Genomic DNA, 16,866 nt, shown 5'->3' with positions numbered 1-16,866 from the left:
AAGTCGAATCGTCGCACCGCCGCTCCCACATTTGAACGCATTTCCAGTCTCACATAGCAGGGGTTTTCAGGCCGTTTCGACGGCCTTTTTTTTCGCCTTGAGATTAATAATCTCCATATGCATTTATAGAATAAACAAATGAAAAAATAAGATTTAAAGATATATAAATATGCTGATAGGGTCTGTTCCATCTTGGCGCCATCGCCACCCAGCGAACCGCCGACACTTGCCCAAGGAATACCTGCATGCTGGTCGTAACACTTGGAGGCAGCCCCAGCCAGCGTTCGCGCTCCGGGGTCTTGCTGGAAAAAACCCGTCAGTGGCTGCAAGACAAAGGCGTGGAAGTGGTGAGTTATCAGATACGGGACTTCCCGGCCGAAGACTTGCTGCACGCCCGCTTCGACAGCCCCAAAGTCATCGACCTGTTGCAGCAAATCGCCAATGCCGACGGCCTGGTCATCGCCACGCCGGTGTACAAGGCCTCGTTTTCCGGCGCGCTGAAAACCGTGCTCGACCTGCTGCCCGAACGCGCCCTGGCCCACAAGGTCGTGTTGCCGATGGCCACCGGCGGCAGCATCGCCCACATGCTGGCGGTGGACTACGCCTTGAAGCCGGTGTTGTCGGCCCTCAAGGCCCAGGAATTGCTCCACGGTATTTTCGCCGAAGACAGCCAGATCGCTTACGCCGAAGGCAGTGCCCAGGCGCAACTGGTGCCGGTGCTTGAACAGCGATTGCACGAGGCCCTCGAGACGCTTTACGGCGCCATGGCCCGTCGCCCCAAACCGCTGGACCCGAATGTGTTGAATGAACGTTTGTTGAGTGCTCGCTGGAGCATTTAAGCCGTACCGGATTTTGTAGTACTCACCTTACTCAGCCGCCAACGGCCAAGCAGGTGCAGCCAACCCCCTCATCGCATTATTTGGAGAGAGCGCCATGCGCACTGTCATCTTGCGTCGTGGTCTGGTCGCACTGTTTGCTGCGGCTGTGTCCTTCGGCGCCATTGTTCAAGCCCAGGCCGCCGAGACCCTGCGGATCGGTTATCAGAAGTACGGCACGCTGGTGCTGCTCAAAGCCAAAGGCTCGCTGGAAAAACGCCTGGCCGCCCAAGGCGTGCAAGTGCAATGGACCGAGTTCCCCGGTGGCCCACAGTTACTCGAAGGCCTGAACGTCGGCGCCATCGACTTTGGTGTCACCGGCGAAACGCCTCCCGTGTTTGCCCAGGCAGCGGGTGCAGATTTGCTCTACGTCGCCTACGAGCCACCCGCACCGACCAGTGAAGCGATCCTGGTGCCCAAAGATTCGACGATCAAATCGGTGGCCGAGCTCAAGGGCAAGAAAATCGTGCTCAACAAAGGCTCCAACGTGCACTACCTGTTGGTACGTGCCCTGGAAGATGCCGGCCTCAAATACACCGACGTGCACACCATCTTCCTGCCGCCCGCCGATGCCCGTGCCGCGTTCGAACGTGGCAGCGTCGACGCCTGGGTGATCTGGGACCCGTACCAGGCTGCCGCCGAGAAACAGCTGCAAGCCCGCACCCTGCGTGACGGCACCGGCATTGCCGACAACCACCAGTTCTACCTGGCCACCAAGCCTTACGCCACGCAGCACCCGGACGTGATCAAGGCGCTGGTGGAAGAAGTGCGCGCAGTGGGCGAGTGGTCCAAGGCCAACCCTGCGGAGGTGACCGAACAAGTCGCGCCGCTGCTCGGCTTGCCGGCGGACATCACTCTGACCTCGGTTAAGCGCCAAGGCTATGGCGCGCTGTTCCTGACCCCGGAGGTGGTCGCTGCCCAGCAGAAAATCGCCGACACCTTCTACCAGCTCAAATTGATCCCCAAACCCTTGAGCATCAAAGACGTGATCTGGACTCCACCCGCCGCCGTCGCCACAGCGCCGTAATCCGACTTCTTCAGGAGACAACTCCATGAGCCTCAATATTTTCTGGTTCCTGCCTACCCACGGCGACGGCCATTACCTTGGCACCGCCGAAGGCGCACGCGCCGTCGATCACGGTTATCTGCAGCAAGTGGCCCAGGCGGCCGATCGCCTGGGTTTCGGCGGGGTGCTGATTCCTACCGGCCGCTCCTGCGAAGATTCGTGGCTGGTGGCCGCCTCGCTGATCCCGGTGACCCAGCGTTTGAAATTCCTTGTTGCGCTGCGTCCAGGGATCATTTCCCCAACAGTGGCTGCGCGCCAGGCCGCGACCCTGGACCGTTTGTCCGGTGGGCGAGCACTGTTCAACCTGGTCACCGGCGGTGATCCGGAAGAGCTGGCTGGCGATGGCTTGTTCCTCAGCCACGAAGAGCGTTACCAGGCCTCGGTGGAATTCACCCGCATCTGGCGCCGCGTGCTCGAAGGCGAAACCGTCGATTACGACGGCGAGCACATCAGCGTCAAAGGCGCCAAATTGCTCTATCCGCCGATCCAGCAGCCACGTCCGCCGCTGTACTTCGGCGGTTCCTCCGAAGCGGCCCAGGACCTGGCAGCCGAACAGGTGGAGATGGTGTTGACCTGGGGCGAGCCGCCCGCCGCGGTCGCGGAAAAGATTGCTCAGGTGCGGGCCAAGGCCGAAAAGCTGGGGCGTACCCTGCGTTTTGGCATTCGCTTGCATGTGATCGTGCGCGAAACCAACGAAGAAGCGTGGAAGGCCGCCGACAAGCTGATCTCCCACGTAGACGACGAAACCATCGCCCGCGCCCAGGCCTCGCTGTCGCGCTTTGATTCGGTGGGCCAGCAGCGCATGGCTGCCTTGCACGGCGGTAGCCGCGACAACCTCGAAGTCAGCCCGAACCTGTGGGCCGGCGTCGGCCTGGTGCGCGGCGGTGCGGGCACCGCACTGGTGGGTGATGGCCCAACCGTTGCGGCGCGGGTCAAGGAATACGCCGCGCTGGGCATCGACACCTTTATCTTCTCCGGTTACCCACACCTGGAAGAGTCGTATCGGGTTGCCGAGCTGTTGTTCCCGCACCTGGATATCGAGCGTCCCGAGCTGCCGAAAAGCGCCGGTTACGTCAGCCCGTTCGGCGAAATGGTCGCCAACGACATCCTTCCCAAAGCTGCGTCGCAGAGCTGAGGCGCCATTATGGATTTTGAAAAATTAAGTCATCGTGTTGCGCCTTGGGTGCTACCGATTTTGTTGCTGGCGGTGTGGCAGCTGTCGGTGTCGGCGGGCTGGTTGTCGACGCGCATTTTGCCGGCGCCGAGTGCCGTGATCGAAGCGGGCATCAACCTGGTACGCAGCGGCGAAATCTGGACACACCTGGCCATCAGCGGCTGGCGTGCGGGCCTGGGCTTTGTGATCGGTGGCAGCATCGGCCTGGCCCTGGGCTTTATCACTGGCCTGTCGAAGTGGGGCGAGCGCCTGCTGGACAGTTCGGTGCAGATGATCCGCAACGTGCCGCACCTGGCGCTGATTCCGCTGGTGATTTTGTGGTTCGGCATTGACGAGACCGCGAAGATTTTCCTGGTCGCCCTCGGCACGCTGTTCCCGATTTACCTGAACACCTACCACGGCATCCGCAACGTCGACCCGGCGCTGGTGGAAATGTCGCGCAGCTACGGCCTGTCCGGTTTCAGCCTGTTCTGGCAAGTGATCCTGCCGGGCGCGTTGCCGTCGATTCTGGTGGGCGTGCGTTTTGCCCTGGGTTTTATGTGGCTGACGCTGATCGTGGCGGAAACCATCTCGGCCAGCTCGGGCATCGGTTACCTGGCGATGAACGCCCGCGAATTCCTGCAAACCGACGTGGTGGTACTGGCAATTGTGCTCTACGCGATTCTCGGCAAGCTCGCCGACCTCGCCGCGCGTGGCCTGGAACGTGTGTGGCTGCGCTGGCACCCGGCTTACCAAGTGAATAAAGGAGGTGCGGCATGACCGCTCAACAACCTCCGCGCCTGCTCAAGGGCATCCCGCTGGCGGTGCGCAAATTGCGCAAGGCCTTTGGTGCGCGGGAAGTACTCAAAGAGATTGATCTGCACATTCCGGCGGGCCAGTTCGTGGCCGTGGTCGGCCGCAGCGGCTGCGGCAAAAGTACCTTGCTACGCCTGCTCGCAGGCCTGGATAAAGCCAGTGGCGGCGAGCTGCTGGCCGGTTCTGCGCCGCTGAACGAGGCGATTGAAGACACGCGGTTGATGTTCCAGGAAGCGCGTTTGCTGCCGTGGAAAAAGATCATCGACAACGTCGGCCTGGGCCTCAAGGGCAACTGGCGCCCCAAGGCATTGGAAGCATTGGAGGCAGTGGGTTTGGCCGAGCGCGCCAATGAGTGGCCGGCGGCCTTGTCCGGTGGCCAGAAGCAACGTGTGGCCCTGGCTCGTGCGCTGATTCACCAGCCGCGCCTGTTGTTGCTCGACGAGCCGTTGGGGGCGCTGGACGCCCTGACCCGCATCGAGATGCAGCAACTGATCGAAAACCTCTGGCAGAAGCACGGCTTCACCGTGTTGCTGGTCACCCACGATGTCAGCGAGGCGGTGGCGATTGCTGACCGCGTGATCCTGATCGAAGACGGCGAAATCGGCCTCGACCTGCTCGTCGACCTGCCACGCCCACGCGCCCGCGGCTCACATCGCCTGGCCGCGCTGGAAGCCGAAGTGCTTAACCGGGTGCTGTCGCTGCCAGGCTCGCCGCCGGAACCTGAACCTGTTTCACCGCTGCCTACGCAATTGCGTTGGGCTCAATAACTCATAGAGGAAAACCATCATGACTATCAAAGCCATCAACGTACGTAACCAGTTCAAAGGCACCATCAAGGAAATCGTCGAAGGCGACGTGCTGTCGGAAATCGACGTGCAGACCGCGTCCGGCATCGTGACGTCGGTGATCACCACTCGCTCGGTCAAAGAGCTGGAATTGGTGATCGGCAGCGAAGTGATTGCCTTTGTTAAGTCCACCGAGGTGTCGATCGCCAAGTTGTGATCGAATTCTGCGGTGCCCTTGATGCCGCCTTCGCGAGCAAGCCCGCTCCCACATTTGACCGAGTTCCAACTGTGGAATGCATTCAAATGTGGGAGCGGGCTTGCTCGCGAAGAGGCCGGCTCAGCCACTACAAGGCTCAGCGCTTAGGCAAATACGCCGGTAAATAAAGCTCCACATACGCATCAAACACCCGCATCCCTTCCTCGGCCATGCGCGGCGTTATCTGCCCATGCTGATGCACCGAGCGCGCGTACACGCGGTCGCTCAATTCCAGCGCCAGCGCGAACACGTCCACGTCGGTGGGCAAGGTCGGCACTTCGAAGTGGCGGTTGAACACTTCAAGCATCAAATCCCCCAGCTCCAAATCATGCTGACGGTCTGCCTGGGTCACTTCAGCAAGCCCATGCTGCGCCAGGATCAACTGGCGTGCAGCCGCGTCGTTGCTGTAGATGCTAAGCATGCGTTGCTCGACGATAGAGGACAGGTCGCGCCACACCTTGAGTGAATCATGCTCGATGGGCGCCTGGATCGCGGCGCGGAAAGCGGCATGTACATCGGCAGTTAACGCCTCCAGCAGCGCCGGCACGCTGGCGAAAAAGTGATACACCGACGACGGTGGGATCTGCGCCCGTTCGGCCACGCTGTAGATCGACAAGCTCGCCACGCCTTCGCTCGCCAGCAAGGTGCGAGCGGCGTCGAGGATCGCATCGATCCGGGCCTGGCTGCGGGCGCGGGGTTTGCGAGGGGCGGCGGGGCGGGTGGGCATGGAAGTCTCCTACAAGGCAGAGGGCATTGTATGAGCACAGAAGTGTGTTGTCTGCCAGGCCGCCTTCGCGAGCAAGCCCGCTCCCACACTTGACCGAGTTCCAACGATGAAATGCAATCAAATGTGGGAGCTGGCTTGCCTGCGAAGAAGCCAACTCGGTCTCGAAAAGAAACCCATAAAAAAACGCCGCAGACCAACGTCAGCGGCGTTCCTTTAAAACTGCAACGGCTTACACCGTATGCAGATACCAGTTGTACTCAAGGTCGGAGATGGAGTGTTCAAACTCTTCCAGCTCACTTTCCTTGCAGGCGACGAAGATATCGATGTACTTGGGATCGATGTACTTGGCCATCACCTCGCTGTCGTCCAACTCACGCAATGCATCGCGCAGGTTGTTCGGCAGGCTCTGTTCGTTCTGCTCGTAGCTGTTGCCTTCCACCGGTGCGCCAGGCTCGATCTTGTTGGTAAGACCGTGGTGCACGCCCGCCAGGACCGAAGCCATCAGCAGGTAAGGGTTGGCGTCGGCACCGGCCACGCGGTGTTCGATACGCACGGCATCGGACGAGCCGGTAGGTACGCGAATGGCCACGGTGCGGTTGTCCAGACCCCAGCACGGCGAGTTCGGCACGTAGAACTGTGCGCCGAAACGACGGTAGGAGTTGACGTTGGGGCACAGGAACGCCATTTGGGCGGGCAGGGTCTCGAGCACACCGCCGATCGCGTGACGCAGTGCGGCGTTCTGCTCGGGATCCTCGCTGGCAAAAATGTTTTTGCCGTCCTTGTCCAAAATGGAGATGTGTACGTGCAAACCGTTGCCTGCCTGGCCTGGGTAAGGCTTGGCCATGAAGGTGGTGTCCATCTCATGGTCGTAGGCGATGTTCTTGATCAGGCGCTTGAGCAGTACCGCGTAGTCGCAAGCCTTGATCGGGTCGGCGACGTGGTGCAAGTTCACTTCGAACTGCGCCGGGGCACTTTCCTTGACGATTGCGTCAGCCGGGATGCCTTGCTCTTTGGCACCTTCCAGAATGTCCTGGAGGCAGTCGACGTATTCGTCGAGGTCGTCGATCAGGTAGACCTGCGTCGAGTGCGGGCGTTTGCCGGAGATCGGCGAGCGGGGCGGTTGTGGGCGGCCGTTCACGTTCTCCTGGTCGATCAGGTAGAACTCAAGCTCGAAGGCGGCGCAGATGGTCAGACCGAGGTCGTCAAATTTGCTTACAACTTGGCGGAGCACTTCGCGAGGATCGGCGAAGAAAGGTTCACCTTCAAGTTCGTGCATGGTCATCAGCAGTTGCGCGGTTGGGCGCTTTTGCCAGGGTTCATTGCACAGGGTGTCGGGGATTGGATAACAGATTCGGTCAGCATCACCGATGTCCAGACCCAGGCCGGTGCTTTCCACCGTCGAGCCGTTGATATCCAGGGCAAATAAAGAGGCAGGCAGGTTAATGCCCTTCTCGTAAACCTTGTGGAGGCTGGTGCGTTCGATGCGCTTACCGCGCACCACACCATTCATATCCGCAATTAGAAGGTCTACGTACAGAACCTCAGGATGATCCTTAAGGAACGCGTTCGCTTCGTTAAGCTGAACGGCACGCGGGGGTACCGACATGATGCAACACCTTTGTTGTTAAAAATATCAATCATTGATCTTTTCTGGTTTCAGTCAACCCGAACGGCATGCCGAAGTCAAGCGAGGCCTTTTTTGCCCTAAAAAAGCGCCTCGAGGCCTTTTTTGGGGCTTTTTGGGGCGGTTTTTTGGGTTTGAAGGGCTTGGGACTAGCAGGCTAAAGCGGGCCGTGTTGTATTTTTTACGGGGGTGTTGTGTAAAAAAATGAACAAGGCTAAGCTCGATTCAAACCCATAACAGCAATAATACCGGGGTGCTTCATGTCTCGCCTGCCGTTAATCGGCGTCACCGCCTGCTCCAAACAGGTCGGTTTGCATGCTTATCACATCAGTGGCGACAAATACGTCCGTGCAGTCGCAGTCGCTGCCAAGGGCTTGCCATTGATCATTCCATCCTTGGGCGACCTGCTCGGCCCGGCCAATATTCTTGACGGCCTGGATGGCATTCTCTTTACCGGCTCCCCCTCCAATATCGAACCCTTTCACTACGACGGTCCGGCCAGCGCGCCTGGGACTGCTCATGATTCTGCACGCGACCAGACCACCCTGCCGTTGCTGCGTGCCGCGATCGCGGCAGGCGTGCCGGTGCTGGGCATCTGCCGTGGTTTCCAGGAAATGAACGTGGCCTTCGGCGGCAGCCTGCACCAGAAGGTTCATGAAGTACCGGGCATGATGGATCACCGCGAAGACGAGACCCAGCCGCTGGAGATCCAGTACGGCCCGGCGCACGCCGTGGCGATTACCCCCAATGGGGTGTTGGCGGGCCTGGGTTTGCCGCCGACGATTCAGGTCAACTCGATTCACAGCCAGGGCGTTGACCGCCTGGCGCCGGGGCTGCAGGTCGAAGCGACCGCACCCGATGGGTTGATCGAAGCTTTTTCTTACACGTCGGGCAAGGCTTTTGCTTTAGGAGTGCAATGGCACCCCGAATGGCAGGTAAGCTCTAACCCGCACTATCTCGCGATCTTCCAGGCCTTTGGCTCGGCTTGTCGAAAGCGGGCGATGCAACGCGACGCGGATGCTGCGTCAACCAACGCCTGACCTTTAATGGATGTCAGGAAACACAGCCCAGAGGCATTTATGAGTAACAACCTCGACCAGCTCACCGATTGGTTGAAAGACCACAAGATCACAGAAGTCGAATGCATGATTGGCGACCTCACGGGCATCACCCGGGGCAAGATCTCGCCGACCAACAAGTTCATCGCCGAAAAAGGCATGCGCCTGCCCGAGAGCGTTCTGTTGCAGACCGTGACCGGCGACTATGTCGAAGACGACATCTATTATGAACTGCTCGACCCGGCCGACATCGACATGATCTGCCGCCCCGACCAGAACGCGGTATTCCTGGTGCCTTGGGCCATCGAGCCGACCGCCCAGGTGATCCACGACACCTACGACAAGCAAGGCAACCCTATCGAGCTGTCGCCGCGCAACGTGCTCAAGAAGGTACTCAAGCTCTATTCCGATAAAGGCTGGCAGCCGATCGTGGCGCCGGAGATGGAGTTCTACCTGACCAAGCGCTGCGAAGACCCGGACTTCCCGCTGCAACCGCCGATTGGCCGTTCCGGTCGCCCGGAGACGGGCCGCCAGTCCTTCTCTATAGAAGCCGCCAACGAATTCGACCCGTTGTTCGAAGACGTCTACGACTGGTGCGAGCTGCAGGAACTGGACCTCGACACCCTGATTCACGAGGACGGTACGGCGCAGATGGAAATCAACTTCCGTCACGGTGATGCCCTGTCCCTGGCGGACCAGATCCTGGTGTTCAAGCGCACCATGCGTGAGGCCGCGCTCAAGCACAACGTAGCCGCCACCTTTATGGCCAAGCCAATGACCGGCGAGCCGGGCAGCGCGATGCACTTGCACCAGAGCATCATCGACATCGCCACCGGCAAGAACGTCTTCTCTAATGAAGACGGGACCATGAGCCAGCTGTTCCTCAACCACATTGGCGGCCTGCAGAAATTCATCCCGGAATTGCTGCCGCTGTTTGCCCCCAACGTGAACTCGTTCCGCCGCTTCCTGCCCGACACCTCGGCGCCGGTCAACGTGGAATGGGGCGAAGAAAACCGCACCGTCGGCCTGCGCGTACCGGATGCCGGCCCGCAGAACCGCCGCGTCGAAAACCGCCTGCCGGGCGCCGACGCCAACCCGTACCTGGCGATTGCCGCCAGCTTGCTGTGTGGCTACATCGGCATGGTCGAAGGCCATAACCCCAGCGCACCTGTAGTGGGCCGTGGTTACGAGCGCCGCAACCTGCGCCTGCCGTTGACCATTGAAGACGCTCTTGAGCGTATGGAAAACAGCAAGACCATCGAGAAGTACCTGGGGCAAAAATTCATCACAGGCTACGTCGCGGTCAAGCGGGCCGAGCATGAAAACTTCAAGCGCGTGATCAGTTCGTGGGAGCGGGAATTCCTGCTCTTCGCCGTCTGATGCGCCGGGCGCGCGGGGCAACCTGCGCGCCCTTCACCGAAAAAGTCTAGGAGACCGGTATGTCCAGCAACAACCCGCAAACCCGTGAATGGCAAGCCTTGAGCAATGATCACCACCTGGCGCCGTTCAGCGACTTCAAGCAATTGAAAGAGAAAGGCCCACGGATCATCACCAAAGCCCACGGCGTTTACCTGTGGGACAGCGAAGGCAACAAGATCCTCGACGGCATGGCCGGCCTGTGGTGCGTGGCGATCGGTTACGGTCGCGATGAACTGGCTGACGCCGCCGCCAAACAGATGAAAGAACTGCCGTACTACAACCTGTTCTTCCAGACCGCGCACCCGCCGGTGCTGGAGTTGGCCAAAGTCATTTCCGAGGTCGCGCCTGCCGGCATGAACCACGTGTTCTTTACCGGTTCCGGCTCCGAAGGCAACGACACCATGCTGCGCATGGTCCGCCATTACTGGGCGATCAAGGGCCAGCCGAACAAGAAAACCATCATCAGCCGCAAGAATGGCTACCACGGCTCCACCGTGGCCGGCGCCAGCCTGGGCGGCATGACTTATATGCATGAACAGGGCGACTTGCCGATTCCGGGCATCACCCACATCGCCCAGCCGTACTGGTATGGCGAAGGCGGCGACATGAGCCCGGAAGAGTTCGGGATCTGGGCTGCCAACCAGTTGGAAGAAAAGATTCTGGAACTGGGCGTGGACAACGTCGGGGCCTTTATTGCCGAGCCGATCCAGGGTGCCGGTGGCGTGATCGTGCCGCCTGAGACCTACTGGCCGCGCATCAAGGAAATCCTCGCCAAGTACGACATCCTGTTCGTCGCCGACGAAGTGATCTGCGGTTTCGGTCGTACCGGCGAATGGTTCGGCAGCGATTTCTACGACCTCAAGCCGCACATGATGACCATCGCCAAAGGCCTGACCTCGGGTTACATCCCCATGGGCGGCTTGATCGTGCACGACGACGTGGTTGCCGTGCTCAACGAAGGCGGCGATTTTAACCACGGCTTCACCTATTCCGGTCACCCGGTGGCCGCCGCCGTGGCCCTGGAAAACATCCGCATTCTACGCGATGAAAAAATCATTAAGCGTGTGCACGATGAAGCGGCACCGTATTTGCAGAAACGTCTGAGGGAACTGGCTGATCACCCGTTGGTGGGTGAAGTTCGCGGTGTGGGCATGCTCGGGGCGATTGAGCTGGTGCAGGACAAGGCCACGCGCAAACGTTACGAAGGCCGGGGTGTGGGCATGATCTGCCGCACGTTCTGCTTCGAGAATGGCCTGATCATGCGCGCCGTGGGCGACACCATGATCATTTCGCCGTCGCTGGTGATCAGCAACGCGGAAATCGACGAGCTGGTGACCAAGGCTCGCCATTGCCTGGACCTGACTTTGGCGGCATTGCAGGGCTAAGTGCTAGGCTCAGAACGCAGCGGCTTTCGGGCGCTGCATTCTGAGCAGCTATAAATGAGGCTTTGGTTGAAAGCCGGCCTCGGAACTTGCCAGACTGTCGCCCTGTTTTGTTGCCCTTTAGACGGGCCGCTTAACACTGTAAGAACGTGGCCCAAAAAAGAAAAATTGGAGCATCACCAAATGAAGGCATTAGGTTTGAAGAACGCTGGCAAGACCCTCCTCGCCTTGTCCCTGTTGGGCGCAATGGCGGGCGCGGCCCAGGCAGACGATAAAGTCCTGCACGTGTACAACTGGTCCGACTACATTGCACCGGACACCATCGCCAACTTTGAAAAAGAGTCGGGCATCAAGGTGGTGTACGACGTTTTTGACAGCAACGAGACCCTCGAAGCCAAGTTGCTGGCAGGCAAGTCCGGTTACGACATCGTCGTGCCGTCGAACAACTTCCTCGCCAAGCAGATCAAGGCCGGTGTCTATCAGGAGCTGGACAAGTCCAAGCTGCCTAACTACGACAACCTGAATAAATCCCTGCTCAAAGCCGTGTCGATCAGCGACCCGGACAACAAGCACGCTTTCCCGTACATGTGGGGCTCGATCGGCATCGGTTACAACCCGGAGAAGGTCAAGGCTGCACTGGGTATCGACAAGATCGACTCGTGGGACGTGCTGCTCAAGCCTGAGAACATCGCCAAGCTCAAAAGCTGCGGTGTGAGCTTCCTTGATTCGCCAACCGAAATGCTGCCGGTGGCGCTGCACTACCTGGGCCTGCCGACTGACACCCAGAAGAAAGCTGACCTCAAGCAAGCTGAAGACCTGTTCCTCAAGCTGCGCCCATCGATCGGCTACTTCCACTCGTCCAAGTACATCTCGGACCTGGCCAACGGCAACATCTGCGTAGCCGTGGGTTACTCGGGTGACATCCAGCAGGCCAAGTCCCGCGCGGCTGAAGCCGGTGGCAAGGTGAAGGTTGCCTATGACATTCCGAAAGAAGGCGCCGGTAGCTTCTTCGACATGGTCGCCATCCCTAAAGATGCCGAAAACGTCGACGCCGCCTACAAGTTCATGAACTACCTGCTCAAGCCGGAAGTCATGGCCTCGATCACCAACAGCGTGCGTTTCCCGAACGGTAACGAGAAGGCGACCGCACTGGTCGACAAAGACATCACCAGCGACCCGGGCATCTACCCGCCAGCTGATGTGCAGGCCAAGCTCTACGCCATTGCTGACTTGCCGGCTGCAACCCAGCGTGAAATGACACGCAGCTGGACCAAGATCAAGTCTGGTAAGTAAACCTTAAAGCTGTGGGAGTGGCTTGTGTGGGAGCGGGCTTGCTCGCGAAGACGGTGTGTCAGCCAGCGGATGTATCTACTGATACTGCGCTTTCGCGAGCAAGCCCGCTCCCACATAGCCCGTTCACACAAATTAAATGACAGAAAGTTTTGCCGGATCGGTTTATCGAGGGTAAGTTGCGCGCCGGTTTTGTTGCCGGGCAACAACTTTAAGGCCCAACTATTTAAGAGGACCTCCACTTGCCAATTTCTTTATTTCGCAAAGCCATGCTGGTGGGTGCAGGTATCACGCTGGCTGTGAGCGTGCAGGCCGCACCGACGGTGCATATTTATAACTGGTCGGACTACATTGGCCCGGACACCCTGGCCAATTTTGAAAAGGCGACAGGCATCAAGCCCGTGTATGACGTGTTTGATTCCAACGAAACCCTGGAAGGCAAGTTGCTCGCCGGTCGTACCGGTTACGACGTGGTGGTGCCGTCCAACCATTTTCTCGGCAAGCAGATCAAGGCCGGGGCGTTCCAGAAGCTCGACAAGTCATTACTGACGAACTATTCCAACCTGGACCCGGCGCTGCTCAAGCGCCTGGAAAAGAACGATCCGGGTAACCAGTACGCCGTGCCGTACCTGTGGGGCACCAACGGCATCGGTTACAACGTCGACAAAGTCAAAGAAGTGCTGGGCGTCGACCATATCGATTCCTGGGCCGTGCTGTTCGAACCGGAGAACATGAAGAAGCTCGCCACCTGTGGCGTTTCGTTCATGGACTCGGCCGATGAAATGCTGCCGGCCGTGCTCAACTACATGGGCCTGAACCCCAACAGCACCAACCCCGAAGACTACAAGAAGGCCGAAGAGAAGCTGCTCAAAGTCCGGCCCTACGTGACCTATTTCCATTCTTCCAAATACATCTCGGACCTGGCCAACGGCAACATTTGCGTGGCGGCCGGTTTCTCCGGTGATGTGTTCCAGGCCAAGGCCCGTGCGGCTGAAGCTGGCAAAGGCGTAAACATCGCCTACACGATTCCCAAAGAAGGCGGCAATTTGTGGTTTGACGTGCTGGCGATTCCGGCGGATGCCGCCAACGTCAAAGAGGCCCACGCCTTCATCAACTATTTACTGCAACCTGAGGTGATCGCTCAGGTCAGTGATCAAGTCGGTTATGCCAACCCTAACCCGGGGGCGGACAAACTGATGGAGCAATCGATACGCACTGACGCAGCGGTTTACCCACCGCAGGCGGTTCTCGACCGGACTTTCGTCAACTTCGAGCTACCCCCGAAAGTGCAACGTTTAATGACCCGTAGCTGGACCAAGGTCAAGACGGGCAAGTAAAGCTCAAACTATCCAAGGTTTCGCCCGTCTTGGGCGAACCTCAAATTTTGTTGGGAGTTTCGTAAATGGCAGTTGCCTCCGGCGCCTATAAGAAAGCCCTCGAGGGCGACCAGACACCGAAAAAGGTGTTGGTCAAAATCGACCGGGTCACGAAGAAGTTCGACGAGACGATTGCCGTGGACGATGTGTCCCTGGAAATCAAAAAAGGCGAGATCTTCGCCTTGCTCGGCGGCTCGGGTTCGGGCAAATCCACCCTGCTGCGCATGCTCGCAGGCTTCGAGCGCCCAACGGAAGGTCGCATCTACCTCGACGGTGTGGACATCACCGACATGCCGCCCTACGAGCGGCCGATCAACATGATGTTCCAGTCCTACGCCTTGTTCCCACACATGACCGTGGCGCAGAACATCGCCTTCGGCCTGCAACAGGACAAGATCCCCAAGGCTGAAGTCGACGCCCGCGTGGCCGAGATGCTCAAGCTGGTGCAGATGAGCCAGTACGCCAAGCGCAAGCCGCACCAGCTGTCCGGTGGCCAGCGTCAGCGTGTGGCGTTGGCACGTTCCCTGGCCAAGCGCCCGAAACTGCTGCTGCTCGATGAGCCGATGGGCGCATTGGACAAAAAACTGCGTTCGCAGATGCAGCTGGAACTGGTGGAAATCATCGAGCGCGTGGGCGTGACCTGCGTGATGGTGACCCACGACCAGGAAGAGGCCATGACCATGGCCGAGCGTATCGCGATCATGCACCTGGGCTGGATCGCGCAGATCGGCAGCCCGATCGACATCTACGAAACCCCAACCAGCCGCCTGGTGTGCGAGTTCATCGGCAACGTCAACATTTTCGACACCCAAGTGGTGGACGACGCCGAAGGCCACGCGGTGCTCAAGTGCCCGGATCTGGACCGCGACATCTACGTGGGCTACGGCATCGCCACCTCGGTGGAAGACAAGTCGGTGACCTACGCGATCCGCCCGGAAAAACTGCTGGTCACCACCGAAATGCCGACCTGCGAACACAACTGGTCCAGCGGCAAGGTGCACGACATCGCTTACCTCGGCGGCCACTCAGTGTTCTACGTGGAACTGCCGAGCGGCAAGCTGGTGCAGTCCTTTGTGGCCAACGCCGAACGCCGTGGCCAGCGCCCAACCTGGGGTGACCAGGTGTACGTGTGGTGGGAAGACGACAGCGGCGTGGTGCTTCGCTCATGAACATGAAGAAATTCAAACGCCAGCTGCAACGAATAACACCCGGTGGCCGGCATGTGGTCATCGGGATCCCTTTCCTCTGGCTGTTCCTGTTTTTTGCGCTGCCGTTCTTCATCGTCCTGAAGATCAGCTTTGCCGAAGCCGACGTGGCGATCCCGCCTTACACCGAGATCTACACCTTCGTTGAGCAAAAGCTGCAACTGGTGCTCAACCTGGGCAACTACGCGATGCTCGGCGACGATGAGCTGTACATCGCCGCCTATCTGGGCTCGCTGAAGATGGCGTTTTTCAGCACTCTTTTGTGCCTGTTGATCGGCTACCCGATGGCGTACGCCATTGCCAGCGCCCGCAAAGAAATGCAGACCGTGCTGGTGCTGCTGATCATGATGCCGACCTGGACCGCGATCCTGATCCGCGTGTATGCGTGGATGGGCATCCTCAGCAACAACGGCTTGCTCAATGGCTTCCTGATGTCCATCGGGCTGATCAACGAGCCGCTGCAGATCCTCAACACCAACATTGCGGTGTATATCGGCGTGGTCTATTCGTACCTGCCGTTCATGATCCTGCCGCTGTACGCCAACCTGGTCAAACACGACCAGAGCCTGCTGGAAGCCGCATCGGACCTCGGTTCGAGCACCTTCAACAGCTTCTGGAAAATCACCGTGCCGCTGTCCAAGAACGGCATCATCGCCGGTTGCATGCTGGTGTTTATCCCGGTGGTGGGCGAGTTCGTGATTCCTGAACTGCTCGGCGGCCCGGAAACCCTGATGATCGGTAAAGTGCTGTGGCAAGAGTTCTTCAACAACCGTGACTGGCCGGTGGCGTCTGCCCTGGCGGTGGTGATGCTGGCGATCCTGATCGTGCCGATCATCCTGTTTAACCGCAGCCAAGCCAAAGAGATGGAGGGCAAGATATGAAGCGCTTCAGTTTCTCGAGTTTCATGCTGGTGGCGGGGTTGCTGTTTATCTACCTGCCGATGCTGATCCTGGTGATCTACTCGTTCAACGAATCCAAACTGGTGACGGTGTGGGGCGGTTGGTCGATCAAGTGGTACGTGGGCTTGCTGGACAACACCCAGTTGATGGGCTCGGTGGCACGCTCTCTGGAAATCGCCTGCTACACCGCCATTGCGGCGGTGGCATTGGGTACGCTGGCGGCGTTCGTGCTCACCCGTATCAGTCACTTCAAGGGCCGCACGCTGTTCGGCGGCCTGGTGACGGCGCCCTTGGTGATGCCCGAAGTGATCACCGGTCTGTCGCTGTTGCTGCTGTTTGTGGCCATGGCGCAGATGATTGGTTGGCCCCAGGAGCGTGGCATCGTCACCATCTGGATCGCCCACACCACCTTCTGTGCGGCGTACGTGGCGGTCGTGGTGTCGGCGCGCTTGCGTGAGCTGGACCTGTCGATCGAAGAAGCGGCGATGGATTTGGGCGCGCGGCCATGGAAGGTGTTCTTCCTGATCACCATCCCGATGATCGCGCCGTCGCTGGCGGCGGGCGGCATGATGTCGTTCGCGCTGTCGCTGGACGACCTGGTACTGGCCAGCTTCGTGTCGGGGCCGGGTTCGACGACGTTGCCGATGGAAGTGTTCTCGGCGGTGCGTCTGGGGGTTAAACCCGAGATCAACGCCGTGGCCAGTTTGATTCTGCTGGCGGTGTCGCTGGTGACCTTCCTGGTGTGGTTCTTCAGCCGTCGGGCCGAAGAGATGCGCAAGAAGGCGATTCAACAAGCCATCGAAGAAGCGGCGGCGGACGGTTGGCAGCAACCGGACAAGCGCCGGGCGCCTGCGCCGGTCTAACTTGATAAAGATCGTTCCCACGCTCCGCGTGGGAACGCCTCCTCTGACGCTCTGCGTCACGCTTCCAAGAGC

General features: G+C 59.3%; 16 protein-coding genes. 14 read left to right on the top strand and 2 right to left on the bottom strand.

Annotated features, from left to right (window positions below):
• Nucleotides 1–245 precede the first annotated feature (245 nt).
• From ssuE to ACTD9P_RS01835, 6 genes are all read left to right on the top strand, one after another.
• Nucleotides 246–839 (top strand): NADPH-dependent FMN reductase, encoded by a 594-nt coding sequence (ssuE, locus tag ACTD9P_RS01860; RefSeq protein ID WP_017139541.1) that lies wholly within the window; start codon nt 246–248, stop codon nt 837–839.
• 94 nt (nt 840–933) lie between these two features.
• Complete coding sequence (locus ACTD9P_RS01855) at nt 934–1,902, top strand: sulfonate ABC transporter substrate-binding protein (RefSeq protein WP_200430493.1); 969 nt, start codon at nt 934–936, stop codon at nt 1,900–1,902.
• A gap of 25 nt (nt 1,903–1,927) precedes the next feature.
• Entirely contained in the window at nt 1,928–3,076 is a 1,149-nt protein-coding gene (gene ssuD / locus ACTD9P_RS01850) for an FMNH2-dependent alkanesulfonate monooxygenase (protein ID WP_138813398.1), read from the top strand.
• 9 nt (nt 3,077–3,085) lie between these two features.
• Nucleotides 3,086–3,874 (top strand): aliphatic sulfonate ABC transporter permease SsuC, encoded by a 789-nt coding sequence (gene ssuC, locus ACTD9P_RS01845; RefSeq protein WP_438866459.1) that lies wholly within the window; start codon nt 3,086–3,088, stop codon nt 3,872–3,874.
• Entirely contained in the window at nt 3,871–4,677 is an 807-nt protein-coding gene (gene ssuB / locus ACTD9P_RS01840) for an aliphatic sulfonates ABC transporter ATP-binding protein (protein ID WP_438866458.1), read from the top strand. The genes ssuC and ssuB overlap by 4 nt, the downstream gene beginning before the upstream one ends.
• 19 nt (nt 4,678–4,696) lie before the next feature.
• Nucleotides 4,697–4,912: a TOBE domain-containing protein gene (locus ACTD9P_RS01835; protein ID WP_003213899.1), complete on the top strand. Its 216-nt coding sequence runs from the start codon at nt 4,697–4,699 to the stop codon at nt 4,910–4,912.
• A 136-nt stretch (nt 4,913–5,048) separates the two neighbouring features.
• On the opposite strand, the gene ACTD9P_RS01830 is transcribed toward ACTD9P_RS01835, so the two are convergent.
• Both ACTD9P_RS01830 and ACTD9P_RS01825 read right to left on the bottom strand, forming a co-directional pair.
• Nucleotides 5,049–5,678 carry a TetR/AcrR family transcriptional regulator gene (locus ACTD9P_RS01830; RefSeq protein WP_438866457.1) on the bottom strand — a complete coding sequence of 210 codons (630 nt, stop codon included), beginning with the start codon at nt 5,676–5,678 and terminating at the stop codon, nt 5,049–5,051.
• A gap of 229 nt (nt 5,679–5,907) precedes the next feature.
• Nucleotides 5,908–7,284, bottom strand: coding sequence for a glutamine synthetase family protein (locus ACTD9P_RS01825; RefSeq protein ID WP_003213894.1), 1,377 nt, complete (start codon nt 7,282–7,284; stop codon nt 5,908–5,910).
• Between the two features lie 278 nt (nt 7,285–7,562).
• On the opposite strand from ACTD9P_RS01825, the gene ACTD9P_RS01820 reads away from it, so the two are divergent.
• The 8 genes from ACTD9P_RS01820 to ACTD9P_RS01785 all read left to right on the top strand — a co-directional run bounded on the left by ACTD9P_RS01820 (nt 7,563) and on the right by ACTD9P_RS01785 (nt 16,794).
• Nucleotides 7,563–8,342 carry a gamma-glutamyl-gamma-aminobutyrate hydrolase family protein gene (locus tag ACTD9P_RS01820; protein ID WP_438866456.1) on the top strand — a complete coding sequence of 260 codons (780 nt, stop codon included), beginning with the start codon at nt 7,563–7,565 and terminating at the stop codon, nt 8,340–8,342.
• A 39-nt stretch (nt 8,343–8,381) separates the two neighbouring features.
• Complete coding sequence (locus ACTD9P_RS01815; RefSeq protein ID WP_083356224.1) at nt 8,382–9,740, top strand: glutamine synthetase family protein; 1,359 nt, start codon at nt 8,382–8,384, stop codon at nt 9,738–9,740.
• A 59-nt stretch (nt 9,741–9,799) separates the two neighbouring features.
• Nucleotides 9,800–11,164 (top strand): aspartate aminotransferase family protein, encoded by a 1,365-nt coding sequence (locus tag ACTD9P_RS01810; RefSeq protein ID WP_138813402.1) that lies wholly within the window; start codon nt 9,800–9,802, stop codon nt 11,162–11,164.
• Between the two features lie 195 nt (nt 11,165–11,359).
• Nucleotides 11,360–12,454 carry a polyamine ABC transporter substrate-binding protein gene (locus ACTD9P_RS01805; RefSeq protein ID WP_026013874.1) on the top strand — a complete coding sequence of 365 codons (1,095 nt, stop codon included), beginning with the start codon at nt 11,360–11,362 and terminating at the stop codon, nt 12,452–12,454.
• 239 nt (nt 12,455–12,693) lie between these two features.
• Nucleotides 12,694–13,788, top strand: coding sequence for a polyamine ABC transporter substrate-binding protein (locus ACTD9P_RS01800; RefSeq protein ID WP_438866455.1), 1,095 nt, complete (start codon nt 12,694–12,696; stop codon nt 13,786–13,788).
• A gap of 65 nt (nt 13,789–13,853) precedes the next feature.
• The gene (locus ACTD9P_RS01795; RefSeq protein ID WP_003195240.1) at nt 13,854–14,996 is read left to right on the top strand and encodes an ABC transporter ATP-binding protein; all 1,143 of its coding nucleotides are present in this window, start codon (nt 13,854–13,856) and stop codon (nt 14,994–14,996) included.
• Nucleotides 14,993–15,913, top strand: a complete 921-nt coding sequence (locus ACTD9P_RS01790; RefSeq protein ID WP_438866454.1) for an ABC transporter permease subunit — start codon at nt 14,993–14,995, stop codon at nt 15,911–15,913. The genes ACTD9P_RS01795 and ACTD9P_RS01790 overlap by 4 nt, the downstream gene beginning before the upstream one ends.
• Entirely contained in the window at nt 15,910–16,794 is an 885-nt protein-coding gene (locus ACTD9P_RS01785) for an ABC transporter permease subunit (protein WP_034101352.1), read from the top strand. Before ACTD9P_RS01790 ends, ACTD9P_RS01785 begins: the two co-directional genes overlap by 4 nt.
• Nucleotides 16,795–16,866 lie beyond the last annotated feature (72 nt).

Origin of the sequence: Pseudomonas onubensis, from assembly GCF_965653655.1 — a bacterium.
Classification (GTDB): Bacteria; Pseudomonadota; Gammaproteobacteria; order Pseudomonadales; family Pseudomonadaceae; genus Aquipseudomonas.
The sequence above is the reverse complement of the archived record's forward strand: the minus strand, read 5'-3'. Positions and strand labels throughout refer to the sequence as shown.